The 16,601-nt window shown below is 57.6% G+C and carries 15 protein-coding genes; 8 read left to right on the top strand and 7 right to left on the bottom strand.

What is annotated here, in order from left to right:
- The first annotated feature begins 219 nt into the window (after window positions 1-219).
- Window positions 220-1,764 carry a DUF4394 domain-containing protein gene (locus ACYVHC_RS10240; RefSeq protein WP_460613628.1) on the top strand — a complete coding sequence of 515 codons (1,545 nt, stop codon included), beginning with the start codon at window positions 220-222 and terminating at the stop codon, window positions 1,762-1,764.
- Window positions 1,765-1,888: 124 nt separating this feature from the next.
- On the opposite strand, the gene ACYVHC_RS10235 is transcribed toward ACYVHC_RS10240, so the two are convergent.
- Both ACYVHC_RS10235 and ACYVHC_RS10230 read right to left on the bottom strand, forming a co-directional pair.
- On the bottom strand, window positions 1,889-3,286 hold the full coding sequence (locus ACYVHC_RS10235) for an FAD-binding oxidoreductase (protein WP_460613627.1): 1,398 nt from the start codon (window positions 3,284-3,286) through the stop codon (window positions 1,889-1,891).
- Window positions 3,287-3,688: 402 nt separating this feature from the next.
- Window positions 3,689-4,237 carry a fasciclin domain-containing protein gene (locus ACYVHC_RS10230; protein WP_460613626.1) on the bottom strand — a complete coding sequence of 183 codons (549 nt, stop codon included), beginning with the start codon at window positions 4,235-4,237 and terminating at the stop codon, window positions 3,689-3,691.
- Between the two features lie 499 nt (window positions 4,238-4,736).
- On the opposite strand from ACYVHC_RS10230, the gene ACYVHC_RS10225 reads away from it, so the two are divergent.
- Window positions 4,737-5,105 carry a hypothetical protein gene (locus ACYVHC_RS10225; protein ID WP_460613625.1) on the top strand — a complete coding sequence of 123 codons (369 nt, stop codon included), beginning with the start codon at window positions 4,737-4,739 and terminating at the stop codon, window positions 5,103-5,105.
- Between the two features lie 301 nt (window positions 5,106-5,406).
- On the opposite strand, the gene ACYVHC_RS10220 is transcribed toward ACYVHC_RS10225, so the two are convergent.
- On the bottom strand, window positions 5,407-6,300 hold the full coding sequence (locus ACYVHC_RS10220; protein WP_460613624.1) for a YsnF/AvaK domain-containing protein: 894 nt from the start codon (window positions 6,298-6,300) through the stop codon (window positions 5,407-5,409).
- 36 nt (window positions 6,301-6,336) lie between these two features.
- Complete coding sequence (locus ACYVHC_RS10215) at window positions 6,337-6,807, bottom strand: YsnF/AvaK domain-containing protein (protein ID WP_460613623.1); 471 nt, start codon at window positions 6,805-6,807, stop codon at window positions 6,337-6,339.
- Between the two features lie 586 nt (window positions 6,808-7,393).
- On the opposite strand from ACYVHC_RS10215, the gene ACYVHC_RS10210 reads away from it, so the two are divergent.
- The gene (locus ACYVHC_RS10210; protein WP_460613622.1) at window positions 7,394-8,113 is read left to right on the top strand and encodes a hypothetical protein; all 720 of its coding nucleotides are present in this window, start codon (window positions 7,394-7,396) and stop codon (window positions 8,111-8,113) included.
- 47 nt (window positions 8,114-8,160) lie between these two features.
- Here the strand turns inward: ACYVHC_RS10210 and ACYVHC_RS10205 are convergent, their stop codons facing one another.
- Window positions 8,161-10,680, bottom strand: a complete 2,520-nt coding sequence (locus ACYVHC_RS10205; protein ID WP_460613621.1) for an MG2 domain-containing protein — start codon at window positions 10,678-10,680, stop codon at window positions 8,161-8,163.
- A 262-nt stretch (window positions 10,681-10,942) separates the two neighbouring features.
- Between ACYVHC_RS10205 and ACYVHC_RS10200 the strand changes: the two genes are divergently transcribed.
- Both ACYVHC_RS10200 and ACYVHC_RS10195 read left to right on the top strand, forming a co-directional pair.
- Complete coding sequence (locus tag ACYVHC_RS10200; RefSeq protein WP_460613620.1) at window positions 10,943-11,926, top strand: aldo/keto reductase; 984 nt, start codon at window positions 10,943-10,945, stop codon at window positions 11,924-11,926.
- Window positions 11,927-12,069: 143 nt separating this feature from the next.
- On the top strand, window positions 12,070-12,501 hold the full coding sequence (locus ACYVHC_RS10195) for an META domain-containing protein (protein WP_460613619.1): 432 nt from the start codon (window positions 12,070-12,072) through the stop codon (window positions 12,499-12,501).
- 71 nt (window positions 12,502-12,572) lie between these two features.
- Here ACYVHC_RS10195 and ACYVHC_RS10190 read toward each other — a convergent pair whose 3' ends face one another.
- A complete protein-coding gene (locus tag ACYVHC_RS10190) occupies window positions 12,573-13,274 on the bottom strand; it encodes a DsbA family oxidoreductase (RefSeq protein ID WP_460613618.1) in 702 nt (233 codons plus the stop codon).
- A 305-nt stretch (window positions 13,275-13,579) separates the two neighbouring features.
- On the opposite strand from ACYVHC_RS10190, the gene ACYVHC_RS10185 reads away from it, so the two are divergent.
- Both ACYVHC_RS10185 and ACYVHC_RS10180 read left to right on the top strand, forming a co-directional pair.
- Complete coding sequence (locus ACYVHC_RS10185) at window positions 13,580-14,647, top strand: TlpA family protein disulfide reductase (RefSeq protein ID WP_460613617.1); 1,068 nt, start codon at window positions 13,580-13,582, stop codon at window positions 14,645-14,647.
- A gap of 226 nt (window positions 14,648-14,873) precedes the next feature.
- Window positions 14,874-15,353 carry a YdeI/OmpD-associated family protein gene (locus ACYVHC_RS10180; protein ID WP_460613616.1) on the top strand — a complete coding sequence of 160 codons (480 nt, stop codon included), beginning with the start codon at window positions 14,874-14,876 and terminating at the stop codon, window positions 15,351-15,353.
- Window positions 15,354-15,355: 2 nt separating this feature from the next.
- Here the strand turns inward: ACYVHC_RS10180 and ACYVHC_RS10175 are convergent, their stop codons facing one another.
- A complete protein-coding gene (locus ACYVHC_RS10175) occupies window positions 15,356-15,805 on the bottom strand; it encodes a DUF2141 domain-containing protein (RefSeq protein ID WP_460613615.1) in 450 nt (149 codons plus the stop codon).
- A 357-nt stretch (window positions 15,806-16,162) separates the two neighbouring features.
- Between ACYVHC_RS10175 and ACYVHC_RS10170 the strand changes: the two genes are divergently transcribed.
- Window positions 16,163-16,600, top strand: a complete 438-nt coding sequence (locus tag ACYVHC_RS10170) for an META domain-containing protein (protein ID WP_460613614.1) — start codon at window positions 16,163-16,165, stop codon at window positions 16,598-16,600.
- The last annotated feature ends 1 nt before the right edge of the window (window position 16,601 follow it).

Below are 16,601 nucleotides of genomic sequence, written 5' to 3'. Positions count from 1 at the left end.
AAGGTAACGCCCTATGCTTCCCGGCGCTGGTAGCAAGAGTTCAGTTGGAGCCAGTCGGTGGCCTAGGGTGCTACTCCGGTTCCCTTTGGAAGGATGGGAACCACCTCGTCGGAGAAGACAACCAACTAAATTCCAGCATTATCAGCGGCCCGCAATCCGGGGGCGAATCCACTTCGTAGCTTTTTTCGTCACGGATTTATTTTACCTAAACCCCTAAAAATGAAAAATAAGCTCTACCTCGGCCAGCTCCTTGCTACTGCCGGACTTTTCTGTGCCCTGGTTGGTTGCGAAAAAGCCACCGATGATACCAGCATGGCTCCTGTGGGCAGCAGCACCAGCGACGTGAAACGGGCGCAGTTGCCTTTTCGCTTCTACGCTCTGGCGGGCGGGCTGCAGCTAGACGCGTTCGAGGGAACAAACCCGGAGCGGCCCCTCAGCTCGGTAGCTATTACAGGCCTACAGAACGGCGAGACCATTCTGGCCATCGACTTCCGCCCCGCCACCGGCCAGCTATACGGGTTAGGCAGTAGCAGCCGGCTCTACGTGATTAATCCGCAAACGGGAGCCGCCCGCGCCATTGGCACCCAGGCCTTCACGCCTGCCCTCACCGGCTCGGTAGCCGGCTTCGACTTCAACCCCACCGTTGACCGCATTCGGGTAGTAACCGACGCCGGGCAGAACCTGCGCCTGAACCCCGAGACCGGCACTGTAGCCGCTGTTGATGGCCCCATCAATGGGGTGAGCGGAGCCCGCCTCGCTGGGGCCGCCTACACCAACAACGTAGCCGGAGCCACCACTACTACTCTCTACGATATCGACCTGACCACTCAGAAGCTCTACAAGCAAACCCCGCCCAACGATGGCACGCTGGTAGAAGTAGGCGACCTGAAGATTAACGTAACCGGCAATGGCGGCTTCGATATCGTACCCGGCACCGACCTAGCGCTAGGCCTGTTCGAAGTCAATAAGAAGCCCACCCTTTTCCAGGTAGACCTGACCACGGGAGCAGCCCGCATTCTGGCCAAGTACGATAAGGACGGCCAATACACGGGCCTAGCCATTCCGACGCAGCCGGTAGCCTATGCGGTTAGTGCTGCTAGCCAGCTTCTGATCTTCAACCCTACCGCTCCCGGCACATCCGTTGCCAAACCCATCACGGGCCTGAGCAGTGGCGAAACCGTAGTTGGCCTTGATTTCCGGCCGGTAAATGGGCAGTTGTATGCTGTCAGCAGCAACAGCCGTTTGTTTACGCTGAATGCATCTTCGGGCGCGGCAGCGCTGGTGGCTACCCTCAGCATGCCGCTGCAGGGTACTTCCTTCGGGGTCGATTTTAACCCGGTGGTGGACCGTATTCGGGTGGTGAGCAACACGGGCCAGAATCTGCGCATCAACCCCGCCGATGGGGTGGTTCTCAAGGACGGCAACCTCAATCCCGGCATGCCCGCGGTTACGGGAGCGGCCTACGCCAACAACGTGGCCGGCACCGCCACCACTACGCTTTACGATATTGATGTAGCCAGCGACAAGCTGTTTCGTCAGATGCCGCCCAACGACGGCACCCTGGTAGAAGTAGGCGCACTGGGAGTGAATGCCGAAGCTTCAACCGGGTTTGATATTGGGGGCACCAGCAACGAGGCATACGCCCTGCTGGACGTAGCGGGCCGCACTGGGCTTTACCGCATCAATATCACTACGGGCCAGGCCCAGCGCCTAGGCGACTTCTCCGGTCCGGTTTCCGGGTTCACTATCGGGCTAGGTTTCTAAAGAGGCACTTTGGTACGTTACCGCGCTTCTGGCACCGATATGCCTGCCACCAAAAAGCCCCGCCATACACAGTGGCGGGGCTTTTTTGCGGGCTATGCGGCGAGTGCGCGCAGGGGCGGTAGGATCAGGTGAAGATATGCTCCCGCTCGACGGGCAGGATGTTCTGGTTTACCCGAAACAGGTTATGCGGATCGTATAGGGCTTTGATGGCGGCCAAGCGGGTGTAGTTGGCGCCGTAGGTAGCGCGCACCCGCTCGTCGCCTTCGTCCATCATGAAATTAACATAGGCCCCGCCGGCCGAATAGGGGTGCAGGGCTTCCCAGTAGGCTTTGGCCCAGGCCATTATTTTCTCCTTGTTGGCGGGGTCCGGGTCGACGCCTACAATCACCATGGCATAGCGGGCGTCGCGGTAGTTCCAGGCGGTTTCCTTGCGGCCGATGCGCGCCGCTGCCCCATTGATGGGATACAGGTGCATGGCGCAGTGCATGGTCGGCAGCAAGTCGGCAAAACGATGATGCTGGGCAATGGCTTCTTCTGACACGTCGTTCATGAAATCGGCCTTCCAGTACCATTGCAGGCCGGGCGGGTACAGCCCATCAAACATCGACTGGAGCGCCGGCATAGGCAAGGGGCCTACCAGATCGAGGGCCGGGGCCTGGAAGGCGCGCACCGCCCGGAAAGCGTCGTCGGCCTGGGCCATGGGGCCGCTGTAGCACCACACGATGCCGCACATTTTGCGCAAGTGCAGGTGCTCCGGGAAAGGTGGCCCGGGCGGCACCGTCAGGAAAGCAAAAAAGCCGCTGATGTTTTCGGGAGCCGTTTGCATAAACTGGTCAAACCAGCGCAGCACGGAGGCCGCCTCTTCCAGCGGCCACAGCATGGGGCCGCCCTGCACCATTTTCACGGGGTGCAGCCGAAACCGGAAGGAGGTAACCACGCCAAAGTTGCCGCCCCCGCCGCGCAGCGCCCAAAACAGGTCGGCGTTTTGCGTGGCCGAGGCTTTCACAAAGCGACCGTCGGCCAGCACTACATCCGCCTCCAGCAGGCTATCAATGGTGAGGCCGTAGTGGCGCGTGAGGTAACCTAGGCCGCCGCCCAGGGTAAGGCCGGCTACCCCAGTGGTAGAGATAATGCCGCCCGGTAGAGCCAACCCGAAGGCATGCGTGGCGTGGTCAACATCGCCGAGGGTGCAGCCACCTTCCACTACTGCGGTGCGCTCTTCGGGGTCGATGTGGATGCCCCGCATCAGGCTCAGATCGATGACCATCCCATTATCGCACATGCCCAGACCGGCGCCACTGTGGCCGCCGCCCTTTATAGCAAGCAGCAGGTGCTCCGTACGGGCATAATTGACGGCCGCAATAACGTCGGCTACATCGGCGCACCGCACAATCAGGGCCGGGTGCTTGTCGATCATGCCGTTGTACACCTGGCGGGCGGCGTCATATTGCGCATCGTGAGGCCGCAGGATCTGCCCTCGCACACTCAGCGAAGGCAGCGTATTTACTTCATCCACTAACATATACCAAAGCTGTACTTAAAGGATACGCAGGCCAGTAAGGCCAGTATAGTGGGCCTACCGGGGGTAGGCGGCAGGGAGTACCAGCGGCGAGGTGCGCCGGACCAGAGGGTATATAGTAAATTACAACTAATTATGATTTTATACACTGCTCTTGCGCAACTCAGCAGCGGGCACCAGGCAACCGATGAATAGGCTTGCTCTCTTGCAAGGACCTAGCGAAAAGTCTGCCTGAACAGAAACTGAAACCGCACAACACAGCGCTATGCAGCGCGCAGGCGGGAGGGGGCTTCTCGCCAAAGCGCACTTCGCAATGCTGGAACAACCAGCGGTAATTCCCGCACTGTGTACAGCAAAAAGGCCACCCGGTTTGGGTGGCCTTTTGCTGACAGAAACTTTCTAAGCTTACTTAGCAGGCATCAGAACGGTGTCAATGGAGTGCACTACCCCGTTGGTGGCTTTGATATCGGGCTGGGTAACGGTGGCAGTACCGCCTTTGGCATCCTTGATTTTTACGGTGCCCCCTGCCAGGCTCACCGTCAGGCTTTCGCCCTGCACGGTTTTAATCACCTGGCCATCGGTCAGGTCGGCGGCCATCACATTGCCGGCTACCACGTGGTAAGAAAGCAGACCGGCCAGCTGTTTCTTGTTGGCTGGCTTGAGCAAGGTTGTAAGCGTGCCGGCGGGCAGCTTCGCGAAGGCGGCGTTGTCGGGCGCGAATACGGTGTACGGGGCGGCGCCTTTGGCTTGATCAGCCAGACCAGCGGCTTGCAGGGCTTTCAGCAGGGTAGTGTGGTTCGACGACAAACCAGCGCTGGCGGCCAAGTCCTTGCCCGTTGAGGCGGCGGTAGTAGCCGACGTAGTGGCGCCCATGGACTGCGCCGCGCTCTGCTCCGTGGCACACAGGAAAAAGCCTCCGGCCAACACAATACTCAAAACAACTGACTTTTTCATAAGGATAATCGTTTGGTTAGGTGATGAATACCCTAACACAACAGCATTCTCCGTGTATGGTCGAGCTTTCACCAAATTTTGCACCTAGTACCCTGAGTACCAAGCTGCCCTACCAGTAGATGAAAGCTGCCTAACCTAGGCCATAGAAGTACAAGGAGTCCCGTTTTCAGCTAAATAATCGGGCGCTATCTGCTCAGCGCTGCACAGCCCAGTAGACTGCACCGACCGCCATGCACAGCCAGAGAAGAATTGGGGTCGGCATTTTCGCATGATGGCCGGGAAGCGCAGCAATGGTTCTCTCAGCTGTGCTTTTTTGGGTGCTTTTGCTTGGTTGCGTAATAGGCCTAAGCGCCGGCCCAGGTTAAACTGCATTGCCCAATGCCATGATCTTATAACTTCTAAAAGGGTGTTTTAGTAAACGCAACACTTAGTGAGCCCGTAAGGACTACAGCAGCCAGCCAACTGGCTTCGTTATCCATTTCTCATTCATCACCACGCTATGAAAATCGTATTTGCTTTCGCCGCTGCTATTGCCTTAAGTGCTACTGCCGCTTCCGCTCAATCTACTACCTCGGGCAGCACGCCTACCGTGAACGGTAGCGTAAGCCCTCAGTCTTCTCCTCCAGCGCAGCCTGCTGGCTCTTTGGGTACGCTTCCGGCCAGCAACACGCAGCCCGCCAGCGACCGTCAGACGGCTACTACCAGTGGCTCGTCGGTAGGCACTTCCGGCAGCACCATGGACGGCACCACCAGCGGTACCTCTACCATGGACACTGACCGCAAAGTGCGCCGCACCAAGGACATGAAAAAGCCGCGCGACAAGAAGATGAAAATGAAGTCGAAAGACACTTCCGGTAGCCCGGAGTAATTCACCCGCTCCATCCGTTCCTTTCCACAGAAAAGGCCACCTTACTCGTAAGGTGGCCTTTTCTGTTTGGCAGCAGCTCGCAGTATCCTAGGTTTTGCAGTCGGCTAATATTACTAGGCCTGCGCCGCGCTTAAACCGTTTCAGAGCAGTACTACCAGTGGCTATGTGTAACCACAGCATATTTTACTAGGGGTGATATAGGCCTGAACCTGCCTGAGACGTGCATGACCTATACCCGCATACATAAAAAAGGCGCCCGGAATGCCCGGGCGCCTTTTCTTGCTACAATACTACGCTGTGCTTAGCTATTGCGTTGGTTGTAATTGGGGTCGGTGTTCGTGCCGGAGTTGGTGTTTACATCGGTGCGGCCATCGAGGCGCTCCACATCAACTTCCGTCTTCCGAACGGTATCTCGCACTATCTCTTCGCGCTCGGTTACTTCTTTACCCAACGAAACCTCTTCTACTACTCGGGCCTCTTTGGCCACTACGGCCCGCTCAGCGCTTTCTGTAATCTCAATTTCGCCTTCTTTAAAGGTGTTAAAGTCAGCTTCTGTGGCGGGGCGGTCAACGGGGCGGCGCTCCACGTTTACATGCTCTTCGCGCAACCGCACGCTGGCTTCAACGGGACGCTCCACAATGCGGCTGCGCAAACGGGCGCCACCGGTTTGCTCCACGCGCTTGCCTACCTGCAGGTTTTCCTCAATTACTTGCGCTGTAGCGCCGGTTCCAGCGGCTGCGGTAGCACCTGCATTATAGTTGTTGCCGGACTGATAGCCGGTTTGGCCAGCACGCTCATCCACGTCAACTGCGCCAGCTCGGTCCAGAATTTCGGCGGCCCGGTGGGCGTTTTCAGCGGAATGTGCGTGCACCGTTACCACGGAGCCGCTGTTGCGAGCTACGTGCGAGTACCGGCGGGCGTCGTCGGAGTCAGCGCCGCCAAACAGGTTGCTGAAGAAATTGCTGATACCGTCGCCAGCATGTTCGGCGGTACGGCCGGCGGCATCGGCTACGCCCTCTACGGCAGTACCGCTGCTGTTGCGGTAATTGCTATTGCTATTACTAGTGCTTGCTCCGGCGGCGCCGGAAGAAGCTACATCTACGTGTTCGGTGCTGAAGCCGGCGGCGGCTAGTTGCTGAGCAGCTTGCTGCGCCTGGGCAGCCGTTTCGAAAATTCCTACTACTGTCTGGTTCATTGTGTGGTGGAAAGGGGGATGGAAGGAATGGATAGATTAAAGAATAGGAGCGTCAGACGTGGCCGGAGCGGCCGGAGGCGGGGTAAGGTCCTGTCGGTTTACTTGCACCACCTCTTGGCGCAGCACTACCGTATGACTCTCCTGGGTAGGGACTTGGTGTTTGGTGATGTGCAGCTCTTCTACCACCAGCATTCGTTTCACTACTACTTCGCGCACCACCGGAATCACCATGGTGTCGCCTTCGTAGCGTACGCCGGGCAGCGTGGCGCCATCCGGAACGAATGTATTGACGGGTACGCGCTCTACTTGTACCTCATCATGCAGCAGATCAAGCTGTACTGTTTCCTCGTGTTGCTGTACGGTTTTGGTCACGAACACACGGCCCGTTTCCACTACCTCACGCCGAACAACGGCTTGCTCTTCAATAACAGGTAGAACCACTGCCCCGGCAGCTGGGGTCGGGTCAGGGAGACGAGCCCCGGAAGCGGAAGTTGGCGTAGTGTTCATGGGGCTTTTTCTACGCCTCCATGGCAGGCATGTTGCTACTGACGAGCTGTATTTTACCTATATAAAATTTTGTCTTTTATAAATCATCTTGTATATCTAATTCACTATTAACAAACCATATAGTGTCTTAAACAAGCCCGTGAAACTACTTCGGACAAATAAGCCGATATTTAAATTTTATAATTTTTCTATGATTAACTCACGCAGGATAGGTGTGTAAATTTCACCTGTTGCCAGACCTATATGCCAGAGGCTGGTGGGCTGCTGAACACCACTTCGCACGCGCATTTCAGAAGTTTTAGCCTACTCCAGCCAGAAATTCATCTTGCCCAGCGCCACCCAAGCAACCTTACAGCTTTAGCGGCGCTCTGTTCAACTAGGTGATACAGGTGCTTGAACCGCGCTCCGCCTAATCCTGCTGTCGTCCTCCGTTACCACGTGGCCTACACTTGCGCTTGCAACTCCAGGTGCAGGGTCAAGCTGCGGCGCAATGGCTTGGCTGGTGTATTGAGCCTAGGGAGCCGTGCTTGTTTTACGAATGCGTGGAGCTAGTGTACTTTCACTTTTGATTTAGCTTATTGTTTGTATGTCGCGCGTTTTGCTTTTGCTGTTGGCCGGATGGCTGGCAGCCTCCTGCACCCCTAGTAATTACGCGGTCCGCACCCTCGATGCCTCGGCCCTAACGGCGCACCGAACGGTTGCCATTCTGCCCTTTGAAGTAACCCAAGACCGGTTTCGGATGCGCGACCTGCGGTACTTGGGCTCCGATACCACCCTAGCAACTCAGCAGCGCGTGCAACAGGACTGGACGGCTCAGCAGCAGGCCGAAAGCCAAGCGCTGGCCTACGAGCTACAGCAATTGCTGTACGCGGAGCTGCAGAAACAACGACCAGCGGCCGGCTACACGGTGCAGCTCCAGCCCGTGCCCGAAACCAACCGACGCTTGCAGGCCGCGGGCATCAGCTACGCCAATTTGCCGGAGCGCTCTATGAGTGAGCTGCAGCAGGCGCTAGGGGTTGACGCCATTCTCTCGGGCCAGACGGACCTGTACCAACCCCTGCCTGGTGGGCTGGCCCTGGCGGCCCGCCTGCTTCTGAATGAGCCCTTGCTCGCCACCGATTCGCCCTCCAGTATTCCTTTCAGCCAGGCTACCACCAACCTAACGGTACACGACTGCCGCTCTGGGCAGCTAACCTGGCGCTTCGATTACGACCGCACGGGTTCGGCGGCACTCAAGCCGGCCAAGCTCGCCGCTGATCTGGTTCGCCGGTCAGCAAGCGACTTTCCGTACCGCCGTCTGAAATAACGGCTGTCTACTACTCCCGCTCCTGGGCGCAAGTGGCCATGCGGTGCTTACTTTGTTTTCTCCACCGTCAGCATGGCCGTGCCCCGGCCGGGAGTACCGGCTGGCGAAAGTCCTTCGGCCTGCAAACGGAAGACGCCGGTTTTCTCAGCGGTGTAAAATGAAATGGTGGCCACACCGGCGGCAGACGTATGCACCGTAGGATTCCAATAAATAGTGGCTCCGCGCTTATCGGCAGCAGCGGCGCTTGGGTTGGTGCCGTACGCCGGCTCGTAAAACTTTCGGGCCTGATAAAAGCGGGGCGGCATGTACATGTTCGGCTCGCGGGTGGGCTGCTGGTCAGCCGCCGGGTTGTAGTTGGGGTTAGCATACTTCGTGAAAAACGCAATAGCGCCAGCCCCGGCCCGGTCGCCGAAAATAGCGGCAGAGCTGGGCTTTAGCACCTCAATGGTTTCGAAATCCGTGACCGGCACCGAGTTAATCATGTTGATATCGGTGGGCACCCCATCGAGCAGGAACAAGGGCGCAGTGGTGTTTTTGGTAGGCGGAATATCAGGGGGTGGGTTGCGCATCCGGGAGCCAGTGGGGTTGGGAGCAGAGCCTAGCCGCATCTGCGAAACCGATGTACTGCCGCGCATGGTTACCTGCACAAAGCCCTGGTTTGATACCACACTCAGGCCCGCCACCCGACCCTGCAGCACCTGCACTACATCCCGATAGGTGCTGATGCCGGCAATATTTTTAGTCTGGATAACAGCATCTGCCCGCCCATAAATCCGCCGGTTATCGGGCTTGAGCGCGGCTTTACTTCCTTTTATGGTTACGTTGCTGAGCAGAATACTGCGCCCGTTGGGGGTAGGATCAGCGGTGGCACTACTCCTAGCGCTGGCCAGCAGCGCCACGCGGTTTTCCGGCGGCATGGGGAGCTGCAGGGCCTGCGCTACCTCCGAAACGGCTGGGTAATCAGTATCGAGCAGGAGTTGGGGCTGCCGCACTTTACGGGTGGGTTTGGCTTCCAACCGAACCAGCGCTGTATCGAGGCCCGAAAAGCCGGTGAACACAAAGCGGCCTTCGGCATCGGTGAGGGTTTGCTGCGGGGCGGCGGATTTGGAACGAGTAAGCTCAACGGTAACGCCGGGCAATGGCTCTTGGCGCGAGCCCACTACCCTGCCGCGCAGGCTCAACGTACGCTTCAGCGGATGCGGAAAGTTGCCCAACTGGCCTGCTAGCAGCGGCTGCCAGGCAAACCGGCGCCAGCCTTGGGTCAGCAGTAAATCATCGAGGCCTTGCTTGGTGGCCGGCGTAGGGCTAGTAAAATAGAAAGCCGGCTGCTCCACATGGCCGCGCAAATCCGAGGTCAGCAGTAGGTGGGTCCGGATATCGGTTTCGTAGCCGGTGGGAGCCGCCAGGGCCGCCTCGGTAACGGCAAGAGAAAAGTCAGCGGCAACGGGGCGCCCGGCAGCATCCTGAGCGGCTACTTTCACCGTTACTTTTTCTCGCGGCGAATACACGGCCTTATCGGGCTGTAGGGTGAGGCGCACGCCGGGGTCGGTATCGGCAAAAGCCAGCCGCTCGCACCGTGCGGCCCGTTGGCTATCGAAGACGGTGAAGTGAATGATGCCGGCCGGAAACTGACTTTTCAGAATCTTTGGCGCGAAGGGCGTACGGCCTTGCAACTCGGTTTGCTCTAGGTACACCATGCGGCCGCGCACGTGCGCCACCACCGTGATGCGCTCCGCAGCCGCGTCGGTGGCCCTAGCTTGGCGCTGCACCGTGAGCTGATATGCATCGCCTAGGTCCTGCACGCGCAACGCCAGGCCCGCAGGCTGAGCGGCAGGCAACGCATAGGTAAGCTCGGGGCCATTGCCTGGCCGGATGCGGGCCGTGTAGCGCTGGTCGGCCGCGGGCACCAGTTCAAAGCGCCCCATACCCAGGTGTTGGCTGCGGAGCTCGGCCACTACGTTGCCTTGCGCATCCTGCACCGTTCCTGTTATAGCCAAGCCCAGCCCATTTGGGCCCGTGGCCTTAAACCCTACTACGCTCGGCACCCCATTCACCAGCTGGCCGCCTTCCGGAAAAAACTGCACATCGGGCTTGCCGGCGGGGTTTTCACTGCGGGAAGGGCTAGTGTTTTCTGACCATACGGGCAGCACGCGGCTAAAGAAAAACTCCGGGGTGTTGCGCATCCAGCTAGTGTAGGCGCGCACGGTATACCCGCCCTGCGGAAGCTCGGGGGGCAGCACAAAGTCGCCGGGGGCGCCCCCGTTCTGCAGGGCCAGTACCTGATGCCCCAGTACCTGCTGATCAGGGCCAATTAAATCAACATACACGGCCCGGCTGCTGTCGGGCTGGTGGCGGGCAGCATCCACTACATACGCCTTAAACCAGATGGTTTCGCCCGCGGCATAACTGTCCTTATCAAAATGCAGATAGGCTTTTTCGGGAGCGGCGGCCTGATAAAAACGCGCCAGTTGCTGCTCCACCAAGCGAGCAAACTCATCGAGGGGAAGTCGGAAGGATACGAGCAGCCCGGCGGCCGAAACAGCCAGTAATAGTCGAGGATAATGCATGGCGGATTACTAGATAAAGATTGTATCCGAAGTATAGCGCTAATTTATCTACCTGCTGCCCACAGCCTTCTCCCACCTCTTTTCTGATTCTGATGGCCGGCTACTAGCCCTTCTGGCCGGTCCAACCGCCCCGGCGCCTGAAACGAAACCCAACCGTAGTAGCCCAGCCGCAACATTCGGGCGGCAGAGGAGGTAGGTACTAGCTCCCTCACACCCGGCAACGCAGCCGGGGCGGCAGGGCACCACCGTTATTTTTCTGGCTATGGAATACATTGAACTAGGCAACTCCGGCTTACAGGTTTCGCGCATTACGTTCGGCAGCTGGGCAGCCGGCGGCTGGATGTGGGGCGGCACCGAGCAGAACGATGCCGTGGGCGCCATCCGGGCCTCGTATGAGCTGGGCGTCACCAGCATTGATACGGCGCCTATTTACGGGCAGGGCCTAAGCGAGGAAATTGTGGGCGAAGCCATTAAAACTCTACCCCGCGACAAGGTGCAGATTCTGACCAAGTTTGGCATGCGCTGGGACGATACCAAAGGCGACTTCGGCTTCAAGAGCAAGAACAACCAGGGCCAGGATATTGATGTGTACAAGTACGCGGCGCCGGAAAGCATCGTAAAGGAGTGCGAGGACAGCCTGCGCCGCCTCGGCACCGACTACATTGACCTGTACCAGATCCATTGGCCCGATATCACCACGCCCATTGCCGATACGATGGAAGCGGTGCAGCGCCTCGTGGAGCAAGGCAAAGTGCGCGCCATTGGCGTGAGCAATTACTCCGTGGAGCAGATGCAGGAAGCTGAGCAGGTAGTTAAGCTCGCCTCTAACCAGGTACCCTACAGCATGGTACGCCGTGATATTGAGAAGGATGTGGTGCCCTATTGCCTGGAGCACAACAAAGCCATTTTGGCCTACAGCCCGCTGCAGCTGGGCCTGCTCACGGGCAAAATCAAGCCAGGCCAACACTTCGATGCCAGCGACCTGCGCTGGGGCCACCCGCTGTTCACTCCGGAGTTCGTGACGCGCGTAAACGCTTTCCTCGACAAAATCAGGCCGATGGCGGAAACCAAAAACGCCACATTGGGGCAGTTGGTGCTCCGCTGGACCCTAGCGCAGCCTGGCATTTCGGTGGCGCTGGTGGGCGCACGCAACGCTGAGCAGGCCGTGCAGAATGCTCACGCTATTGATGTGCAGCTTTCCCCGCAGGAGGTAGATTTCATTTCGCAACAACTAGCTCAGCTCTAGCAATACACTGCGTAAAGCGCAGCAACTGCAAATACAGAAAACGCCGCCCGGTTTGGGCGGCGTTTTCTGTGTGCAACCTTACGGGCGGGCTTGGTATCATCAGCGCATCAGGTGTTTTTTCCTACTCTATATCCGCTTTACTTATGCGCTTATCTTTTCTCTCTTTGTGCGTGGCCGCGCTGGGGCTGCTTAGTAGCTGCGAAGACAAAAACCAGGAGTCGCCGTTGCCCGGTACGCGTTGGATGCTGGAAAAGGTAGAGGACTTCCCGATACTGGCTTCCAGCTATTCAGGCGCGCATAGCTCTTATATTGAGTTTGATGCAGCTACCAGCAAAACCACCGGCCAGGCGCCCTGCAACACATACAGCGGTACATTCACCCTAGGCCCGGCGGGCCGGCTAACCATCAGTGAGCAGGCCACCACCAAGCTTACCTGTGGCGGACAAAGCCTTGAAGACCATTACCTGGAGGTGTTGCCGCGCACGGTTAGCTACGAAATTAGTGGGCGGGAACTGCGCCTGTATGATGCCACCAATTCTCTGAAGCCCATCCTCGTTTTCAAAGACGCGGACTAGGCTCGTTACCAACCTAAAACGGCCGCCCTATACTAGGGCGGCCGTTTTGGCTTTATAGGCTAGACTCCTTACTAGCAGTTGCTGCCATCAATACCGCAGGCGGCGCCATCCGCGCCGGCCAGCTGCACCGGCTGCGGCCGCGACTCTTCCCACACTTTTTCCAGCACTTCCTGGAACAGCTCTGAGGGCTGAGCGCCTGATACGGCATACTTATCATCGAACACGAAGTAGGGCACGCCGCGCACGCCAATCTGGCGAGCCTGGTACTCGTCGTGGCGCACGTCCTGCTCAAACTCATTGGAGTGTAGCACCTGCGCTACTTCAGTAGCGGGCAGGCCTAGCTCAGTGGCCAGGCGCGTGAGCGTAGCGAAGTCGTTGAGGTCTTCGCCTTCCTCCAGATAGGCCTTAAAAAAGCGCTCCTTGGCCGCGTCCTGCTTGCCGTGGCGCTCGGCCAAGTGTACAAGGCGGTGGGCATGCAGCGTGTTAGCATGCACAGCCTTATCGAAGTCGAAGGTCAGGCCCAGTTCAGCAGCCGACTGGGTCATGTTGGCGCTCATTTGGCGGGCCCAGGCCTCCGTGTTGTTGTATTTGGCGGCGAGGCGTTTGTAGAGGCTCACACCGGGCTCGGGCTTGGCTTGCGCATCCAGCTCAAAGCTGCGCCAGTGAATTTCTACGTTCTCGGCGTGGGGAAATTTTGCCAAGGCATTTTCCAGGCGCCGCTTGCCGATGTAGCAGAACGGGCACACGATATCGGACCAGATTTCTATTTTCATGGGAAGAAGATCTATGTTTTCAGCAGGCTATAAGCCTCGCAAGGATCAAAAAGTTTTCCGAGGCTTTGGAAAGGCGCATTACATGCGCCAAGTTGTATGCAGTAAATAACGTCTATCACAGCCCGCTTTCACTTATATAAAAAAAGCCGAATAGTATGTGTGTTAGGGCTACTTGTAAAATCACTTGGATTTTTTTGCTGTGTGTAGCACTGCTTAGCAGTTGCCAGCAAAAGCAGCCCGAAGAACACAGCTATTTGATTGTAGCGGATGTGGAAGGGTGTAAAGACTGTCAGGCAAAATTATGGATGCAAGACTCCGTTATCAATGCGACGCAAACCGCCAATGGCCGCTTTTCACTGCGGGGGGTAGTTACCCATCCCGGTCTCTACGGTCTTCGCTACGTCAGCAAAGCAGATAACACGGTTTCCGGCTACATCGAGCTACAGCTACCTACCGACTCTATTCATATAAGAGCCACGAAAAAGCTGATTCGAACCGACTTCTATCAGCGGCCCGATATGGGTTCTTATTTAAAAAACACGGTCGTTTTCTCTACCTCCCCGCTGCAACAGCAGTGGGAGCAATATCTACTCACGCGGGACAGCCTCTGGCATAAGTTTTTCGTTGATAAAGCCTTGGTCACGGCCAAGTTTAGGGAGACCTTCGGCTCCGGCAATAAAGCCCTGATAGAGCAATGGGCAGACTCCGTCAACGGCTTCAATTACCGGGCGTCCAGTTACTGGGCCGCGGCGGCTGATCTATTCGTCCAGCAACATCCTACCTCCGTGGTAGCTCTCTACGCCATGCTGGATAACCGCAATGACCGGCCTTCGGTGGAGCGCTTCCGTCAGTACTACCAAGCTATGCCGACGCAGCTGCAACAGAGTTACACGGGCCAGCTACTCGACAAGCAGCTGGCCAAAAACGAAGGCCGCAACCAGAACAGTCAGCGCTTTGTGGGCCGCCGCATCCAGCGCCTGGCGGGCAAGACCCCAACGGGCCAAGTGCTGGATGCGGCACACCTCTTTCAACAGAATAAACTAACGCTGATTGAGTTTTGGGCCAGTTGGTGCGGCCCCTGCCGCATGGAAATGCCCCAGTATCGCCAACTATACAACCAGTACCACAGCAAAGGCTTCGGCATGATTGGCGTCTCGCTGGACAACAACTACAACAAGTGGGTGCAAGCCATTGCCGAGGACAGCCTGCGTATCCCGCACCTATCGGAGCTGCAAGGCGGGAATGGAGAGGACATCAGGCGTTTTGCCGTTACCGGCATCCCGGCCAACCTGCTTGTGGATAGCACAGGCCACATTGTGGCCGTCGATGTCTTGCTGCCAGGACTGCGAAAGAAACTACAACACACCTTATAACTATCGTTGGCCCTTACGGGCACTGATAGGCGGAAGCAGAAGGTAGCTTTACCTGGCAAGTATCTCTATGATGCGTAGGAGGGCCACATTGCGGCACCCCAGCTCGAAGACGTATGATTTGAGGCGCAGCGGCTAGCTGCCAGAAACCATCCATACTTTGCTACTTGCCACCGGAAAAACTACATGTAACAACTACTAGCCTAGCAACTTACTCTAACCCTATACCATGTCTACTACTTTCACAGCTCACATTGAGGCGGGCGGGCCCAGCTTTATGCCTACGCAGGTGGTAGTGGTGCCGCCGCTAGTGTTGGAGGCACTGGGCGGCAAAAGCATAAAACGGGTAGTTGGCACGCTCAATGGGCATCCTATCCGGCTGAGCCTGCTGCCCCAAACCGGCGGGGGCCGCTACCTAATGCTCAACAAAGACCTGTGTTACGCCGCCAGCGTGCAGGTTGGCCAGCAGGTTACGCTTATGCTCGCCCCCGACCCGGAGCCCGACCGCGTAGATATTCCGGATGAGCTTAGCGAAGCGTTTGCCGCTTGGCCCGAGGCCGGGCTAGGGTTTGAGAAGCTTTCCGCCAGTATGCGCCGGGCAGTAGTACAGCATATTACGACGGCACGGCAGCCGGAAACCCGCGCCCGGCGGGCCGTGGAGCTAACGGAACGCCTAGCTAAAGGCGCGCATCCGTTTCGGAAAGAATAGGCTTATTTGGTGAGTACGATGCTCACCACTTTGCCCGCGCCGCTGACGGTAAACTTGCAGTCGTTGAAATCAGGAGGGGCTAGGCGGGGGCGCACGTTGTTGGAAAAGGCAAAAGGCTCCGTGGGGATGCCCATAAAGTTCTTGTCCAGCTTATCGTTGTTGTTAGTATCCTGCGTGATGGCCACGGCCCAGTCGCCATTCGGCAGCTCCACCGGCAAGGTTACCTGCCGCTGCCCGCCTGGCTTCACTACCCGCATAAAGGCATAGCCACCTTTCTCCAGAAACTTTTCCCGCACATTATAGAAGTACAGCTTCACGGAAGATGAGGTAGAGGCCAGCGACGATACCACCACCGTGATGGAAGTAGCAGAGCCTGCCGCCGGAGCCGCGGCCGGAGCAGCCAAATCAGTAGCACAAAAAGCAGGGAGGCAAAGGAGCGGAAGTACTAGCATGGCAGAAGATAGGCATTGGAATGCAGGCTCTAACACACGCCGCTCAAAAATAATTACGTAGCCCCCGGTTACAGTTCCGCCACACTAGCCCTGCCAAAGCACCGAACCATCATCTAATCTCTTGAAATACAAGATATAAACCTTACACAAAAGCCAGGATTTGGGCCAGTAGCGGCAAAGTAAACGGTGCTAAACACCGCTGCTTTTTCCTCAGAAAATTTGGCCGGAAAACAGCCCAAAAATTTGGAGGCAGGCAGCAGAAAAGCGACCTAAAATGGGAGCCGAAATTAGCATGCAACTATTTGCTGGTTACCTTGCTCCTTGTACTACTCCTCACCCTATCTGTTGTGCTGCCTTATGCGTGGTTCCTTCCTCCTGACTTTGCTGACAAGCGCCGCGTTGCTGACCAGCTGCGCCAAAGACAGTGAACCCATGCCGGCACCCGTGTACCTGCTGGATCAGCGCTGGGAGCTAGTGGAGCTGGAAGGACAGGCCATTAGTGCGCAGCCCGGCAGCACTGCTACCGACTTGGTGCTTAGCGCCGTGGGCAGCACCAACTCAGGGCGGGCAGCCTGCAATACGTATGGCGGACAGTACACGCTGGCTCCTGGCTCACCGCAGCTCCGGTTCGGCACCCAAGCCAGTACGTATGCCACCTGCGCCGCCCAGTCACAGGAAACGCGCTACCTCGAGTTACTCCCCCAGGTGACGCGTTACACTATCAGCAACCATCAGCTTTCGCTGTATGATGCTGCGCACGCCCAGCCCTTGCTGGTGTACAGAGCCGCCAAGTAGG

It is taken from the genome of Hymenobacter seoulensis, assembly GCF_054780535.1.
This window is presented reverse-complemented; position numbering and strand designations above follow the sequence as displayed.

Excerpts from the sequence above, each read along its gene's own strand:
- ACYVHC_RS10240 (WP_460613628.1), top strand. The coding sequence starts at position 220 with ATGAAAAATAAGCTCTACCTCGGCCAGCTCCTTGCTACTGCCGGACTT.
- ACYVHC_RS10235 (WP_460613627.1), bottom strand. The coding sequence starts at position 3,286 with ATGTTAGTGGATGAAGTAAATACGCTGCCTTCGCTGAGTGTGCGAGGG.
- ACYVHC_RS10230 (WP_460613626.1), bottom strand. The coding sequence starts at position 4,237 with ATGAAAAAGTCAGTTGTTTTGAGTATTGTGTTGGCCGGAGGCTTTTTC.
- ACYVHC_RS10225 (WP_460613625.1), top strand. The coding sequence starts at position 4,737 with ATGAAAATCGTATTTGCTTTCGCCGCTGCTATTGCCTTAAGTGCTACT.
- ACYVHC_RS10220 (WP_460613624.1), bottom strand. The coding sequence starts at position 6,300 with ATGAACCAGACAGTAGTAGGAATTTTCGAAACGGCTGCCCAGGCGCAG.
- ACYVHC_RS10215 (WP_460613623.1), bottom strand. The coding sequence starts at position 6,807 with ATGAACACTACGCCAACTTCCGCTTCCGGGGCTCGTCTCCCTGACCCG.
- ACYVHC_RS10210 (WP_460613622.1), top strand. The coding sequence starts at position 7,394 with ATGTCGCGCGTTTTGCTTTTGCTGTTGGCCGGATGGCTGGCAGCCTCC.
- ACYVHC_RS10205 (WP_460613621.1), bottom strand. The coding sequence starts at position 10,680 with ATGCATTATCCTCGACTATTACTGGCTGTTTCGGCCGCCGGGCTGCTC.
- ACYVHC_RS10200 (WP_460613620.1), top strand. The coding sequence starts at position 10,943 with ATGGAATACATTGAACTAGGCAACTCCGGCTTACAGGTTTCGCGCATT.
- ACYVHC_RS10195 (WP_460613619.1), top strand. The coding sequence starts at position 12,070 with ATGCGCTTATCTTTTCTCTCTTTGTGCGTGGCCGCGCTGGGGCTGCTT.
- ACYVHC_RS10190 (WP_460613618.1), bottom strand. The coding sequence starts at position 13,274 with ATGAAAATAGAAATCTGGTCCGATATCGTGTGCCCGTTCTGCTACATC.
- ACYVHC_RS10185 (WP_460613617.1), top strand. The coding sequence starts at position 13,580 with ATGCAAGACTCCGTTATCAATGCGACGCAAACCGCCAATGGCCGCTTT.
- ACYVHC_RS10180 (WP_460613616.1), top strand. The coding sequence starts at position 14,874 with ATGTCTACTACTTTCACAGCTCACATTGAGGCGGGCGGGCCCAGCTTT.
- ACYVHC_RS10175 (WP_460613615.1), bottom strand. The coding sequence starts at position 15,805 with ATGCTAGTACTTCCGCTCCTTTGCCTCCCTGCTTTTTGTGCTACTGAT.
- ACYVHC_RS10170 (WP_460613614.1), top strand. The coding sequence starts at position 16,163 with ATGCGTGGTTCCTTCCTCCTGACTTTGCTGACAAGCGCCGCGTTGCTG.